The following is a 12,771-nucleotide window of genomic DNA, read 5'->3' on the forward strand; positions in this document are numbered from 1 at the left end:
GGGGCCTATTTCAGGATCGGGGGTTTGGCCGGGTCGCTTCCAGGTATGGGCCGGACAGTCTCGGGCATCTCGGGCTGCGGCAGATCGAACCTCAGCCCGGTTTTGGCCAGCAATCCTGCCGCCACGTCGTCCGTGGCAAAAAAGCCCACATCCATCGCCCCGGCCTCGATCCCCGAAAAGGTCAGCGCCTCGGACGCGGCCTTGGCCAGCGCGGGTTCTGCGCCTTCGATCGCCCCGACAAATCCCAGCAAGTGACCTGACACACCGCTTTGCGATCTGGTCGCCACCAAATAGGCCGCCTGTGCCAGCCCCCCGGCGGTGGCCAGCTTGGCGTCCAGCGCGGTCAGCAGCATATCAGGCAGACCCGCAGGTGGCAGGAACTCGGCCAGCTTCTCGTGCACTTCTTCGGGGGCGTGTTGAAGGGTTGTCGCCAACCACCCCAGCGCCTCGGACGAGATCAGCATCGAAGAAGGTGCAACTTCGAGGTTCAGACCCAAGCCAATACCCTGCCCCGCAAGCATGGATGACAGTACCCGACCGGACAGCGCCACATAGGGCACCGGACGGCTCGCAAACTGCGCCAGCCGGTCCTCGCGATCAAAGGCCAGGACGAACTGCCCATCTGCGACGTCGAACACTTCCGGTGAGATGTTCTCGCCCTGTGCTTCTTCGGTCAGCATCAGGAACAGCTCACTATCCGCCAGACGTTCGAAAAACCTCAGCCGGGCGGTGTCGTCCTGCGGGGCGGCCTGCATTGCGGCATGGGCTGTATCCAGCGCGGTTGTCTCAGTCATTCAACACCTCTTGCACCCGCGCGCGCAGAACCGGCAGCAGGTCGGCCTCGAACCACGGGTTTTTCTTCAGCCATGCCGTATTGCGCCACGACGGATGAGGCAAGGCAAAGACGCGCGGGGCGTGGGTTTTCCAGTCTTTGACCGTCTCGGTGACCGAACTGCGAACACCAAGGTGGTATTTATGCGCGTGACCGCCGACCAGAACGGTCAACGGCACCTGCCCCAGGGCCTGCATGACGCGATCATGCCAGGTCTTCCGGCAAAGGGCCGGCGGCGGCAGGTCCGCGTTCTTTTCGTCATAACCCGGAAAGCAAAAGGCCATGGGCACGATGGACAGCCTGGCCCGGTCGTAGAACACGGTCTCATCAATCCCCAGCCAGTCGCGCAGGCGATCCCCGGATGGATCGGTAAACGGCCGCCCCGAGGCATGAACCCGCGCACCCGGCGCCTGCCCCGCGACAAGAATCGGAGTGCCCGGCTGAAACCAGACCACAGGGCGCGGCACATGCGCTGTCGCCGTCTGCGCGAACTGATCGGCGCACAGGCGACACGACTGAATATCCTCCATCAGGCTGGTCATGGAATGTTACGTAAGCCTTCCTGCCGCTGGCGCATATTGATGATTTGTTTCATAATTCGACATAATGTAGCCAACATGGGCCGATAGGGAACACTCTCCCTCATCGCCCGACAAGAGCGACACGAAAACTGGATTGAGCAGCAGGCCACCTATGCTTGAGTTCGAGAATGTCAGCAAGTCCTTTTGGACCGGGACGCGCCGCAAGGTGATCCTGGACAGGGTCTCGTTCCGGGTCGAACTGGGTACATCCCTTGGCATTCTTGCGCCCAATGGCACGGGAAAAACCACGCTTATCAATATGATGGCCGGGCTGGAAAAACCGGATGAAGGCGTCATTCGCCGCGATTGCCGGGTGTCTTTCCCGATGGGTTTCACAGGTGGCGTTTCCAGCAAGATGTCCGCGCTGGAAAACGCGCGCTATATCGCAAAAATCTACGGCATGGATCCTGACTATGTCGAGGCGTATTGCAGCTGGCTGTGCAATCTGGGCGAATATTTCAACCAGCCCCTGTCGACCTATTCTTCCGGCATGCGCTCACGTTTCACCTTCTCGCTGATGCTGGCGCTGGATTTCGACATGTACCTGATTGATGAGGGGATGCCCTCGTCCACGGATGTTGAATTCAACAAGAAGGCCGGTGACATCCTGCGGGAAAGGCTGCGCACGACGACCCTTGTGATCGTGTCGCACAGTCCATCGACGCTGGAAAAATTTGCACAGCAAGCCGCGGTTCTTTTGGACGGGCAGCTTTACATGTTTGAAACCTTGGAAGAGGCAAAACAGTTATATGACTACGAAACCCAAGGTTAGAAAATACAACTTGCGCCGCAAGCAGCCGGTCGAAGGCTCGGCCGAGGCGCGCGCAGATGCGATCTCGCGCATTCGCAGCGCGACCGAAGGACCATCTGCCGCAAACGCCCCGCAGCCCGGAACCGAACTGGATGACATCAAGCGTGAGGGGCTGACCGGTCGGCAGCTACGCATTGCCCGTCGGCTGGCGCAGAAACACGGGCTTGCGGCCTCGTCCGATTATGATGCCGTTCGTCTGTTGCGGAAAAAGGGGATCGACCCGTTCGAGCGGACAAACCTGCTGGACCTTGCCGCCGCCAAAACCTCCCAAGGCAGCACAACGTCGAAAAAGCCCAAGGACAAGGTCAGGATACAGCTGCCGCAAACCGTGCAGCACAAGGAATTCAGCCCGCCGGGCCCCGAGATGAGTCCGGCAGAACGCCGAAACCTTGAAATCGGTCAAATCCAGAAGGACATCGCGCGCAGGCGGCGCGTCAAGCTGTTTGCGCTGTTCGCACGGCTGGCAGCGTTTGTACTGCTGCCCACCTTTGTTGTGGGGTTCTATTTCTATCGAATCGCGACCCCGATGTATGCCAGCAATTCGTCCTTCTCGATCCTGCAGGCAGATAGTGCGGGTGGGGCCGTCGGTGGCCTGCTGTCCGGTACGCAATTTGCCACGGCACAGGATTCGGTCTCGGTTCAGGATTTTCTGGAATCGAAAGAGGCGTTGCTGCTGCTGGACAATGACGCAAGCTTTACCGAAGTCTTTCAACAGGATTGGATTGATCCGATCCAAAGGCTGGCAGCCGACGCTACGCTTGAGGAAGCCTATAAGCTATACAGCCGCATCGTCACGATCGGCTATGACCCCACGGACGGGATCATCCGGATGGAGGTGATTGCCCCTGACCCGCAAACCTCGGCCGAGTTTTCCGATCGCTTGATCTCTTACGCCGAAGGTCGGGTGAACAAACTGTCCGGTGAAAAGCGCGACGACCAGATGCGTGACGCGCTGGAAAGCTTTGAATCCGCGCAACAGGCGCGCCGTCAGGCGCAGGAAGACCTGATCGAGTTGCAGCTTCAGGGCGCGATTCTGGACCCCGAAAATGTGATCGCCGGGCTACGCGGGCGGATCAACGAAATCGAAATTCTGTTGCAGGACAAAAACCTGGAACTGGCGGCCCTTCTTGACAATCTGCGGCCCAACAAGGCCAAGGTCGACGGGGTCACAGCCGATATCGCACGGCTGGAAGTGGTGCTGGACAACCTGAATGCCGAGATGCTGGATGTTTCGGCAGGCGAAAACTCGCTGGCGCGGTTGAGCGTGCGGATTCAGATGGCGCAGGCCGATCTGGTCGCGCGGGACATGATGCTGCAAAACGCTATGCAATACATGGAAACCACGCGCACCGAGGCCAACAGGCAGGTGCGGTATCTGACCGTCTCGGTGAACCCGGTTCCCAGCCAGGATCCGTCCTATCCGCGCAAGTTCGAAAATACGATTTTGGCTTTCCTGTTGTTTGCTGGTATCTACCTGATGATCTCGCTTACCGCGTCGGTCCTTCGTGAACAGGTATCCTCATAAGACCCATGAAACATGTAAAAATCTCCGACATTACCGTCGGCAACGATCTTCCGCTGACCATTATTGCCGGCCCCTGCCAGCTTGAGACAGCGGACCACGCCCAGATGATTGCGGGCACCATGAAAGAAGCCTGCGATGCTGCGGGCGCGCAGTATGTATTCAAAGCCTCGTATGACAAGGCCAACCGCACCTCTCTGTCCGGTAAACGCGGCATGGGAATCGATGCGGGGCTCAAGGTTCTGGACGATATTCGCAAGACCATAGGCGTTCCAGTTCTGACCGACGTGCATACCGAGGCCCAATGCGCCATTGCGGCTGAGGCTGTTGATGTACTGCAAATCCCCGCTTTCCTGTGCCGTCAGACGGATATGCTGTTGGCAGCAGGCAATACAGGGGCCGTCATCAACGTCAAAAAAGGTCAGTTTCTCGCGCCTTGGGAAATGCCGAACATCATCTCGAAAATCGAAAGCACGGGTAATCAGAACATCTTGCTAACCGAACGCGGGACGTCTTTTGGCTATAACACCCTCGTTGCGGATATGCGGTCTCTGCCACAGATGGCGCAGACGGGGTATCCTGTCGTTATGGATGCCACGCATTCCGTACAGCAGCCGGGCGGGCAAGGTGGATCGTCGGGTGGCCAGCGCGAATTCGCACCGGTCATGGCACGCGCTGCGGTTGCCGTTGGGTCGGCTGCGGTCTTCATGGAAACGCATCAGGACCCAGACAATGCACCGTGCGACGGCCCGAACATGATTTACTTGGACCAGATGCCCCAACTTGTTGACACATTGATGCGTTTTGATGCGCTTGCGAAAGCGAATCCTATTCAGATTTAACGATTGAGACTTGTTATGACCAAACCATTCCCCGAGGTGACGCCAAACACCTGGAGCTTTTTGCGTGACGCGATGATCAAGCCCACGGGCTTTCGCGAATATGATGCACGCTGGAAGTACCCTGACGAGATCAACCTGCCCGGCATGACCGCACTTGGTCTGGGTTTGGGCACTCAGATGCGGCGGCGCGGGATTGACCCGGTCATCGCAGTGGGCAACGACTATCGCGACTATTCCCTGTCGATCAAGAACGCCCTGATCCTGGGGCTGATGCAGGCCGGGATTCAGGTCAAGGATATCGGCCCCGCGCTTAGCCCGATGGCCTATTTCGCGCAGTTTCATCTGAACGTTCCCGCCGTGGCGATGGTGACGGCCAGCCATAATCCAAATGGCTGGACCGGAGTGAAAATGGGCTTTGAGCGTCCGCTGACTCACGGCCCGGACGAGATGTCCGAACTGCGCGATATCGTCCTGAACGGCGAAGGCCAGCCGCATCAAGGCGGGTCCTATGAATTCGTCGATGGCGTGAAAGAGGCCTATATCGACGATCTGGTCGGGGATTTCAAAATGTCCCGTCCGTTGAAAGTGGTCTGCGCCACGGGGAACGGTACCGCCTCGGCCTTTGCCCCCGAGATTTTCGAACGGATCGGGGTTGAAGTCGTACCCAGCCACAATCGTCTGGATTACACTTTCCCCAACTACAACCCCAACCCCGAAGCCATGGAAATGCTGCACGACATGTCGGACAGTGTGAAATCCAGCGGCGCGGATCTGGCGCTTGGGTTTGATGGGGATGGCGACCGCTGCGGTGTGGTCGATGATGAGGGCGAGGAGATTTTCGCCGACAAGGTTGGCGTCATCATGGCCCGCGATCTGGCCAAGCTGCACCCGGGCTCGACCTTTGTGGCAGATGTCAAATCAACCGGTCTGTTCGCCAGCGACCCTGAACTGCAAGCCCTCGGCGTCAAAGCGGACTATTGGAAAACCGGTCACAGCCACATGAAGCGGCGCGTGAAGGAAATCGGCGCGCTGGCCGGGTTCGAGAAATCGGGCCACTACTTCCTGGCCGAGCCGGTCGGGCGTGGCTATGACTGCGGGATGCGGGTCGCGGTTGAGATTTGCAAGCTGATGGACCGCAACCCCGGTCAAAGCATGTCCGATCTGCGTAAGGCCCTGCCTAAGACCTGGTCCACCCCGACCATGTCGCCCTACGCGGCTGATACCGAGAAATACGATATCCTCCAGCGACTGGTCGACAAACTGGTGGCCAAGGCGGACGCAGGAGAAAGCTTTGCCGGTCGCGCCATCAAAGAGGTGGTCACTGTCAATGGCGCGCGGGTCATTCTGGACAATGGCAGCTGGGGTCTGGTGCGCGCCTCCTCGAACACGCCGAACCTTGTGGTGGTGTGCGAAAGCAGTGAAAGCGAGGCGGAAATGCGTGCGATCTTTGCCGATATCGACGCCGTTATCCGCACCGAACCGAGTGTTGGCGATTACGACCAGACGATTTGAACCAGGGGGCGTCGCTGGACGCCCCTTTCATCAATCGCCGCCAAACAGTTTCAGCAGACCCTTCTTCGCCTCATCCTCAAGCTTTTTCTTCAGCGCGTCTTCGATTTGATCGCTGTCGGTTATGGTCGTGTCCAACTCATTGCCGACCTTGTCCAGCACCTTCTGCTTGGCGTCATCCTCAAGCTCTTTGACTTTGCCTTCCGCCGCCGCCTCGATGACTTTGGTCAGGTCAGGCGTGATCGACGGGCTGCTCCACGGACCATGGATGCGCACGGGCACCGAAATTCCCTGCCCCGCATTCGCCCGTAGCGCGGTTGGCGTGAACAGATAGTCCAACGTACGCGCACCCAGATTGACCTTGCCCTCACCATCGGCGCGGAAGTTTTTCAGGGACATCAGCAGGTCAGAGTTGGTCAGCACGCCTTTGTCGATCGAGAAGCTTGCGGTCAGGCTGTCAAACACCGTCGTACCGCCCGACCCGGTTCCCCGGCCCATCAGCCGATCCAGATCGAAGCCCGAAATCACCCCGGACCCGACATCCACATTCCCCTTGCCGCTGAGCGAGCGCATGATCTGGTCTTCACTCTGCCCGACGCCAAGAAACTGAAACGCGCCGGATGCGGTGCCGGACAGACGGTCTACATCTGCAAGTGTCGATAACGCCTGCTTCAGGTTGATGCCGCTGGCTTTCAGATCGCCGCCCACCGACAATCCGTTGCGGTTATTCGCAACCACCTGACCGTTGAGCTGGCCGGAGAACAGCGTTGCCGGGTGCATTTCCAGCACCGCACGCGAACGATCCAGACCAAGCGTCAGGTCAGAGGCCCCGAATTGCATCCCCGGAACGGCAATAGACTTGGCCGTCAGGCGGATTTTGCCGTTGGCCAATGACAGCGGCGACGCATCAATCGGTGCCTTGGACCACCCGTCCGCCGCAGATGACGCGGCCCCTGTCCCGCCCCCCGATCCGGGCTCGGCATCGGTCACGCGCGACAGGTCCAGCGCATCGGTATTCAGGCGCGCCACGATCTGAGGGGGATCGGCGATGGTGATGTCGGCCTCTCCGGCCAGCCGATTGTCATCAAGCTGCGCCACCATTTTGCGCAGGGACACACGGCCATCCTTGGTATAGGTCATCTGCCCCGAGATATTTGCCGTCCGGCCCAAACCGTGGGGAACCGCCACACCGCCTTGCCCAAACGCGGTCAACATCATTTCCGTGCTTTGCGTGATGATCTGCATCTTGCCATCCATCTCGCCGGACAGATTGACATTGCCGTTGAACCCGATCTCTCCGCCCGGGGCGGTCAGCGCCACATCCAGCGGCGTCACAGCGCCCGACGAAAAGGCGGGCAAATCGGGCAGTTTCAGGTCCACCTGCACCGCACCGCCCGGCACTGCCATACTGGCCTGCATCACCATGGGCGCGGATACGTCCGGCCAACTGGCGGACAGGGTCACACCCGCAAAATCCATCTGCGTTACGCCGTTTTCGACGTAGATCAGCCGCGCATCCATCAGTTCCAACCGCTCCAGCGTCACGGCACCGGTTTCGCCCGAGGGCGCGCCGCCTGTAGCGCCCGCTGACGGCGTGGTCTCAGCCGCGCCCATGACCCAGTTTCCGCGACCCTCTGACAATTCCAACCGCAGAACCGGGTTTTGCGCAAAGACCCGCTTGATCTTCAGATCGCCCGCCAGCATTGCGGCAGCATCCACACCAACAGCCAGACTGTCCGCGCTTAGCATCGGATCAGGCCCGGCCCATGGCGCGTTGCCGAATGTTACGGGCCCGGTTTCCATGCCCAAAACCGGCCAGAAGGACAGGTTGACGTCCCCCGACAGCGTCAGCTCGCGCCCCGTGTTGGCCTTGACCTGCTCAGACAGGATCGCGGCCAGCTTGTCCCCGGGCATCAGCAGCAACGCCCCAATGACCAGCCCGACCACGGCCACAACAATGAACAGAATGCGTATCAGCCATTTCATCTATCTGCTCTCCGCCTTTTTGGCTTGATTGAAATCATCATCCAAACGCACCGTGACATTTGCAAGGGGAAGCGTTCCCCACTATATGCCGCGCCATGACCACGAACCCGCCAAATCTCCGCCCCGACCTGGCGCCCGCCGCCCGGATGCCCGAGACGTCCCGTGCAAACCAGCCGACCATCGGCATGGTCTCGCTGGGCTGCCCGAAAGCTTTGGTCGATAGTGAGCGTATCCTGACTCGCCTGCGGGCAGAAGGTTACGGCATTTCGCCCGACTATTCCGGGGCCGATGCCGTAATCGTGAACACCTGCGGGTTTCTGGACAGCGCCAAGGCCGAGTCGCTGGATGCAATTGGTGAAGCTCTGGTTGAAAACGGCAAGGTGATCGTGACCGGCTGTCTGGGGGCCGAGCCCGACTACATCCGTGAACACCACCCCCGCATCATGGCGGTGACCGGGCCACACCAATACGAACAGGTCTTGGATGCGGTGCACACAGCGGTGCCACCGGACCCGGACCCGTTTGTCGATCTGCTGCCCGCCAGCAGCGTTCAACTGACCCCGCGCCACTACAGCTACCTGAAAATCTCGGAAGGCTGTAACCACAAGTGCAAGTTCTGCATCATTCCCGATATGCGCGGGAAACTGGCCAGCCGTCCGGCCCATGCAGTTCTGCGCGAGGCCGAAAGGCTGGTCGAAAACGGCGTGCGCGAGTTGCTGGTGATTTCGCAGGATACCTCGGCCTATGGGCTTGACCGGAAATACGATGTGAACCCGTGGAAAGACCGCAAGGTGCGCAGCCACATCACCGATCTGGCGCGCGAGTTGGGGCAGTTGGAGGCCTGGGTGCGCCTGCACTATGTCTACCCCTACCCGCATGTGCGCGATCTGATCCCGTTGATGGCGGATTCCGGGTGCAACATTCTGCCCTATCTCGACATCCCCTTCCAGCACGCGCACCCGGACGTTCTGAAACGCATGGCTCGGCCAGCCGCTGCCGCCAAAACATTGGATGAAATCCGCGCCTGGCGCGCGGTGTGCCCGGACATCACCCTGCGGTCGACCTTCATCGTGGGTTATCCGGGTGAGACCGAGGCCGAATTCCAGACCTTGCTGGACTGGATGGACGAGGCGCAACTGGATCGCGTCGGGTGTTTTCAGTACGAAAACGTCGATGGCGCACGCTCGAACGATCTGCCGGATCATGTGCCCGCCGAGGTCAAGCAAGAGCGTTGGGATCGCTTCATGGAAAAGGCGCAGGCAATTTCCGAGGCGAAGCTGCAGGCCAAAGTCGGACAGACGATTGACGTCATTGTTGACGAAATTGACGATGAGGCCGCCACCTGCCGCACCAAGGCAGACGCGCCCGAGATCGACGGAAACCTGTTCATTGACGAAGGATTCGAGGGGCTTAAACCCGGCGATATCGTCTCGGTCACCGTGGACGAGGCTGGTGATTACGACCTCTGGGGACAGCTTGCCTGACCGCTTCGGGCCGTGTCGGAACACGGCCCATCGGTAAAGCGTGACCCGAGTTTATTGGAGAACAGGCGCCCCCGCTCTCACCTTGAACATGAAGCCAAACGGAGGTTTTCATGTTTCGAGTAACTCATTTTGCCAAACGCAGCATGGTGGTCGCCCTGTCGGCCATGATGCTTTCGACCCCCGCTATCGCTGAGGGTTTTGGCCGGTCGTCGGCTGAAATCGTCTATGTCGGCGGCAAGAAATTCAATTTCCATGTCCGGGGTGTTCACCCGCATCACCGCCCCTATTTTGCGCCCAAATCCGGGCATCACATCAAGAAACACCGCAAAAGGGCGCACAAACCGCATGTCCACGCGGGTCACAAACGCAAGGTTTACAGGTACCAGCCGCATCGATCCTTCCGCGGGCACAGGCATCACGCCTTCAAATACAGGCACGGGTTTCGCTTTAGAAAACACTAAACGCCCGACCTATATGTAATGGTTCGCAGCAACGCGTCCGGCAATCAAAAAAAACCGCCCCTAGGGCGGCATCACATTCTCAAATCTTGGGCAGGCGGTCCCAAATCGGGACCGCCTGCAAAGGGTTTATCCCGCAACCGGGTTACAGACAGTCTCGCCTGCTTCGGTGGTCGCCAGTTCATACCCGGCGGCACAGCTTGGGGTACCGGCTTTGTCATAGCTGGGCGAAATATAAACAGGGGTGGGTTCCGGCTGCGCGCAGGCAGTCAGGATCAGCGCAAAGGCTCCAACAGCAGCGAGTTTGATTTTCATGTCCGTCAATCCTCTATTACTTTTCTGATATTGCCCAGTTTTTCGGGGCCGGGTTCAGGATACGGGTTGATCGGCAATCTGGCAACAGAATCGATCACATCCTTGTGAACGAAGGCGAAACCACGCTTGGGACGCCCTGGATCGCAGCACCGTCAGCGACGCGCGCTACCTTTTTTGGCGCATTGCCCTAAACTCGTGACCTGACATCAGCCAAGAACGGAGAAGCCACATGTCCGACGCCCCCATCATCGCCCAGAAAGAGCCCATGGCGGTCGAAGTTGTCGAAGGAAAGAGTTATTTCTGGTGCGCTTGCGGCCGATCCAAGAAGCAGCCGTTTTGTGATGGGTCGCACAAAGACACCGACTTTGAACCCTTAAAATACACGGCTGAAGCAAGTAAAAAAGTGTTCTTCTGCTGCTGCAAGCACACCGGCAAGGCGCCGTTATGCGACGGATCACACGCGCGAATTTGACGGGCGGCGAAGCCGGTTCAAGGCTTGGGCATTGGCGCAAAACTCGGGGGCAGCATCGGCAAGTTGTTGTTGCTGGGACAACCAGATCGCACATTGCCCACAGCAATTTGACGCCCGGCATCGGGTGACGAGTTCGGCATAGCCTTCGGCGGAAAGTTGCCCCTCGGCCATTGCCTCGGTCAGCGAAATACCCAGGCAACGGGCCACTGAACGCGTCAGCCAAAAGTGTTTTTCGATCTCTCCAAGGGCGACCTGTGGCATCAACCGCCCCCGACCTGAGCGGATTTCAGGGCCGCGAATCGCGCCCGATTCGGGCAGGTTTCAGGCGCATTTGCGATAGCCTGATGCTGATCCAGCCATTCGGGACAGTCCTTTGCCCATGCGCAACCACGACAGAACTGCACCATCTCGGCCCAGTCTTCCTGGCTCAGGTGGCAAGCGTGATGTGCTGCAACGATATCCGCGCCCGTCGCCTGACCCATTCGCAGAACCAGACGCATATGGGTCATGATATCTCCGAGACGTGGCATAGGCCCCTCGCGTTTACGGTCTGAGTTTTTCCAGCAAAGTGTAGTTGCGGCAGTATTCCGGGGCGCGGCTAAGCGCAGACGCTTCTTTCAACAGGGATTGGCAATGTCCGGGGTTCGGGCAATCTGTGCACCGGACCACGGCGTCTGAAATCTGGTCGATTGATACGGCACCCTCGATGGCGGATTCCTGCAAATCGATATCCAGCATCCGCGCCATGTCATCGACCAAACCGGCGTGCAATCGCAAAGTCTCTCGGCTGCGCATGTCCTGTCCTTTCCCTGTCGCGCTTTGGTCAGAGCGTAGTTGGTGGACAGGGGGAATCCTTGATTCAGGTCAAGCAGAGGCCCCAATTTGGTCGAGATAAGCACGCGTTGCGTCCTGAACGCGGCGAAAACGGTCCCCGCCCAGCTTTTTGCCGCCATACCAGCGCGTAACGATGATGACGTGGTTCTCTAACCCCTCACGCTCCATCATGCGAAGGATGACCATGCCCGCCCCGCTTTCTCCATCGTCGGCCTTGAGCGCCCCGGTTGGCAACGTCGCCGCCCAGCTGTTATGCGTGGCCTTTGCATAGGCTTTGTCCGTCTTCAGCTTGGCAAGCACCGCGTCAATCTGATCCCGCGATGTCACAATTGCCCCGGACACCGCGTATTTCGATCCGCGATCGGTCAGAATCACGCCCAGCCGCACCAGTTCAGTCATTCTGTGACACCCAGCTTTCGCGCGGTTTGCTGGACAATGTCGACCCGTTGCGCATTGGGTGGGTGCGATCCCAGGAACTGGTCACCCGGATCGGGAATGCGGGCAAAATACTTGGCACCGATCAGCGGGTTGTATCCGGCATTATAGGTGATGAGCGTTCCCAACTGATCCGCCTCAAGCTCAAAGTCTTTCGCATAGGCTTGCACGGCCACCTTTGCCCCTATCTTCTGTGCCTTTTCAACAGCGGCATCGCTTTTGCCGCGCTGCCGCTCGGCCTCTCCGAACTTGGCCGCGCCAACGCGGGCGTTTTCGCTTTGCCGTCCGATGTGATCCAAAACGTGATGTGCCGCCTCGTGCCCCATCACAAAGGCCAATTCATCCGCATTCCGGGTCGAGCGGATCATGGATCGGGTGAAGATGATCGCGGGCTGTTTCTTGTCATCCAGAGTCTGAAAAGCATTTGCGGGCGCGGTCGGGTTCAGGTCGACCAGAATTCTGAAATCGCAGCTTTGCGGTTTGGAAGACCGCAGGCACTGGGCCCGCGCCTCGCGCCCGACCTCGCGGCTGACCTTGCGAAACGCTGCGGCGCTGGTGGCTTCTTCTGCCGTGAGCCCACGCCAGTCTTCTGCGGGAATCACGCGCAACCTGTCCGTTGCGCAAGCCGACAGAAGCAGGGAAAAAACCAGAAATAAGAGAAGGCGCATCAAAGGTCCTATTAGCCGATCA

At 59.1% G+C, this 12,771-nt stretch carries 16 protein-coding genes; 7 read left to right on the plus strand and 9 right to left on the minus strand.

Annotation, left to right across the window (positions count from 1 at the left end; all coding sequences use genetic code 11):
• Positions 1–5 precede the first annotated feature (5 nt).
• Both ACR0KJ_RS07480 and ACR0KJ_RS07485 read right to left on the minus strand, forming a co-directional pair.
• On the minus strand, positions 6–794 hold the full coding sequence (locus tag ACR0KJ_RS07480) for an SseB family protein (protein ID WP_480626339.1): 789 nt from the start codon (positions 792–794) through the stop codon (positions 6–8).
• Complete coding sequence (locus ACR0KJ_RS07485) at positions 787–1,374, minus strand: uracil-DNA glycosylase family protein (protein ID WP_480626340.1); 588 nt, start codon at positions 1,372–1,374, stop codon at positions 787–789. Before ACR0KJ_RS07485 ends, ACR0KJ_RS07480 begins: the two co-directional genes overlap by 8 nt.
• 151 nt (positions 1,375–1,525) lie before the next feature.
• Here ACR0KJ_RS07485 and ACR0KJ_RS07490 point away from each other — a divergent pair, with 151 nt between their 5' ends.
• From ACR0KJ_RS07490 to ACR0KJ_RS07505, 4 genes are read left to right on the plus strand one after another with little or no spacing between them, the layout of a single operon-like run.
• On the plus strand, positions 1,526–2,185 hold the full coding sequence (locus ACR0KJ_RS07490; protein ID WP_170452578.1) for an ATP-binding cassette domain-containing protein: 660 nt from the start codon (positions 1,526–1,528) through the stop codon (positions 2,183–2,185).
• A complete protein-coding gene (locus ACR0KJ_RS07495; RefSeq protein WP_170521756.1) occupies positions 2,163–3,749 on the plus strand; it encodes a capsule biosynthesis protein in 1,587 nt (528 codons plus the stop codon). The genes ACR0KJ_RS07490 and ACR0KJ_RS07495 overlap by 23 nt, the downstream gene beginning before the upstream one ends.
• A 5-nt stretch (positions 3,750–3,754) precedes the next feature.
• Positions 3,755–4,588 carry a 3-deoxy-8-phosphooctulonate synthase gene (kdsA, locus tag ACR0KJ_RS07500; protein WP_170622901.1) on the plus strand — a complete coding sequence of 278 codons (834 nt, stop codon included), beginning with the start codon at positions 3,755–3,757 and terminating at the stop codon, positions 4,586–4,588.
• Between the two features lie 15 nt (positions 4,589–4,603).
• Complete coding sequence (locus tag ACR0KJ_RS07505; RefSeq protein WP_480626341.1) at positions 4,604–6,100, plus strand: phosphomannomutase/phosphoglucomutase; 1,497 nt, start codon at positions 4,604–4,606, stop codon at positions 6,098–6,100.
• A gap of 30 nt (positions 6,101–6,130) precedes the next feature.
• Here ACR0KJ_RS07505 and ACR0KJ_RS07510 read toward each other — a convergent pair whose 3' ends face one another.
• A complete protein-coding gene (locus ACR0KJ_RS07510) occupies positions 6,131–8,083 on the minus strand; it encodes an AsmA family protein (RefSeq protein WP_480626342.1) in 1,953 nt (650 codons plus the stop codon).
• Between the two features lie 95 nt (positions 8,084–8,178).
• Between ACR0KJ_RS07510 and rimO the strand changes: the two genes are divergently transcribed.
• Both rimO and ACR0KJ_RS07520 read left to right on the plus strand, forming a co-directional pair.
• Positions 8,179–9,567: a 30S ribosomal protein S12 methylthiotransferase RimO gene (rimO, locus tag ACR0KJ_RS07515; RefSeq protein ID WP_480626343.1), complete on the plus strand. Its 1,389-nt coding sequence runs from the start codon at positions 8,179–8,181 to the stop codon at positions 9,565–9,567.
• A gap of 110 nt (positions 9,568–9,677) precedes the next feature.
• The gene (locus tag ACR0KJ_RS07520) at positions 9,678–10,028 is read left to right on the plus strand and encodes a hypothetical protein (RefSeq protein WP_170622894.1); all 351 of its coding nucleotides are present in this window, start codon (positions 9,678–9,680) and stop codon (positions 10,026–10,028) included.
• A gap of 126 nt (positions 10,029–10,154) precedes the next feature.
• On the opposite strand, the gene ACR0KJ_RS07525 is transcribed toward ACR0KJ_RS07520, so the two are convergent.
• Complete coding sequence (locus ACR0KJ_RS07525; RefSeq protein WP_170452593.1) at positions 10,155–10,340, minus strand: hypothetical protein; 186 nt, start codon at positions 10,338–10,340, stop codon at positions 10,155–10,157.
• Positions 10,341–10,569: 229 nt separating this feature from the next.
• Between ACR0KJ_RS07525 and ACR0KJ_RS07530 the strand changes: the two genes are divergently transcribed.
• Positions 10,570–10,812 carry a CDGSH iron-sulfur domain-containing protein gene (locus tag ACR0KJ_RS07530; protein ID WP_170622891.1) on the plus strand — a complete coding sequence of 81 codons (243 nt, stop codon included), beginning with the start codon at positions 10,570–10,572 and terminating at the stop codon, positions 10,810–10,812.
• Here ACR0KJ_RS07530 and ACR0KJ_RS07535 read toward each other — a convergent pair.
• The 5 genes from ACR0KJ_RS07535 to ACR0KJ_RS07555 form a co-directional block, all read right to left on the minus strand.
• Positions 10,795–11,073 carry a DUF6455 family protein gene (locus ACR0KJ_RS07535; RefSeq protein WP_170521744.1) on the minus strand — a complete coding sequence of 93 codons (279 nt, stop codon included), beginning with the start codon at positions 11,071–11,073 and terminating at the stop codon, positions 10,795–10,797. The genes ACR0KJ_RS07530 and ACR0KJ_RS07535 overlap by 18 nt on opposite strands.
• Positions 11,073–11,342 (minus strand): DUF6455 family protein, encoded by a 270-nt coding sequence (locus ACR0KJ_RS07540; protein ID WP_480582581.1) that lies wholly within the window; start codon positions 11,340–11,342, stop codon positions 11,073–11,075. The genes ACR0KJ_RS07535 and ACR0KJ_RS07540 overlap by 1 nt, the downstream gene beginning before the upstream one ends.
• Before the next feature lie 13 nt (positions 11,343–11,355).
• On the minus strand, positions 11,356–11,607 hold the full coding sequence (locus tag ACR0KJ_RS07545) for a DUF6455 family protein (RefSeq protein ID WP_480626344.1): 252 nt from the start codon (positions 11,605–11,607) through the stop codon (positions 11,356–11,358).
• Positions 11,608–11,676: 69 nt separating this feature from the next.
• Complete coding sequence (locus ACR0KJ_RS07550) at positions 11,677–12,045, minus strand: YigZ family protein (protein ID WP_170452603.1); 369 nt, start codon at positions 12,043–12,045, stop codon at positions 11,677–11,679.
• On the minus strand, positions 12,042–12,749 hold the full coding sequence (locus ACR0KJ_RS07555) for a M48 family metallopeptidase (RefSeq protein ID WP_480626345.1): 708 nt from the start codon (positions 12,747–12,749) through the stop codon (positions 12,042–12,044). The genes ACR0KJ_RS07550 and ACR0KJ_RS07555 overlap by 4 nt, the downstream gene beginning before the upstream one ends.
• Positions 12,750–12,771: the final 22 nt, after the last annotated feature.

This window comes from Ruegeria sp. AD6, from assembly GCF_056542325.1.

What these genes read in the sequence shown, in the direction of transcription:
- ACR0KJ_RS07480 (WP_480626339.1), bottom strand. Translation starts at nt 794, where the DNA reads ATGACTGAGACAACCGCGCTGGATACAGCCCATGCCGCAATGCAGGCC.
- ACR0KJ_RS07485 (WP_480626340.1), bottom strand. Translation starts at nt 1,374, where the DNA reads ATGACCAGCCTGATGGAGGATATTCAGTCGTGTCGCCTGTGCGCCGAT.
- ACR0KJ_RS07490 (WP_170452578.1), top strand. Translation starts at nt 1,526, where the DNA reads ATGCTTGAGTTCGAGAATGTCAGCAAGTCCTTTTGGACCGGGACGCGC.
- ACR0KJ_RS07495 (WP_170521756.1), top strand. Translation starts at nt 2,163, where the DNA reads ATGACTACGAAACCCAAGGTTAGAAAATACAACTTGCGCCGCAAGCAG.
- kdsA (WP_170622901.1), top strand. Translation starts at nt 3,755, where the DNA reads ATGAAACATGTAAAAATCTCCGACATTACCGTCGGCAACGATCTTCCG.
- ACR0KJ_RS07505 (WP_480626341.1), top strand. Translation starts at nt 4,604, where the DNA reads ATGACCAAACCATTCCCCGAGGTGACGCCAAACACCTGGAGCTTTTTG.
- ACR0KJ_RS07510 (WP_480626342.1), bottom strand. Translation starts at nt 8,083, where the DNA reads ATGAAATGGCTGATACGCATTCTGTTCATTGTTGTGGCCGTGGTCGGG.
- rimO (WP_480626343.1), top strand. Translation starts at nt 8,179, where the DNA reads ATGACCACGAACCCGCCAAATCTCCGCCCCGACCTGGCGCCCGCCGCC.
- ACR0KJ_RS07520 (WP_170622894.1), top strand. Translation starts at nt 9,678, where the DNA reads ATGTTTCGAGTAACTCATTTTGCCAAACGCAGCATGGTGGTCGCCCTG.
- ACR0KJ_RS07525 (WP_170452593.1), bottom strand. Translation starts at nt 10,340, where the DNA reads ATGAAAATCAAACTCGCTGCTGTTGGAGCCTTTGCGCTGATCCTGACT.
- ACR0KJ_RS07530 (WP_170622891.1), top strand. Translation starts at nt 10,570, where the DNA reads ATGTCCGACGCCCCCATCATCGCCCAGAAAGAGCCCATGGCGGTCGAA.
- ACR0KJ_RS07535 (WP_170521744.1), bottom strand. Translation starts at nt 11,073, where the DNA reads ATGCCACAGGTCGCCCTTGGAGAGATCGAAAAACACTTTTGGCTGACG.
- ACR0KJ_RS07540 (WP_480582581.1), bottom strand. Translation starts at nt 11,342, where the DNA reads ATGCCACGTCTCGGAGATATCATGACCCATATGCGTCTGGTTCTGCGA.
- ACR0KJ_RS07545 (WP_480626344.1), bottom strand. Translation starts at nt 11,607, where the DNA reads ATGCGCAGCCGAGAGACTTTGCGATTGCACGCCGGTTTGGTCGATGAC.
- ACR0KJ_RS07550 (WP_170452603.1), bottom strand. Translation starts at nt 12,045, where the DNA reads ATGACTGAACTGGTGCGGCTGGGCGTGATTCTGACCGATCGCGGATCG.
- ACR0KJ_RS07555 (WP_480626345.1), bottom strand. Translation starts at nt 12,749, where the DNA reads ATGCGCCTTCTCTTATTTCTGGTTTTTTCCCTGCTTCTGTCGGCTTGC.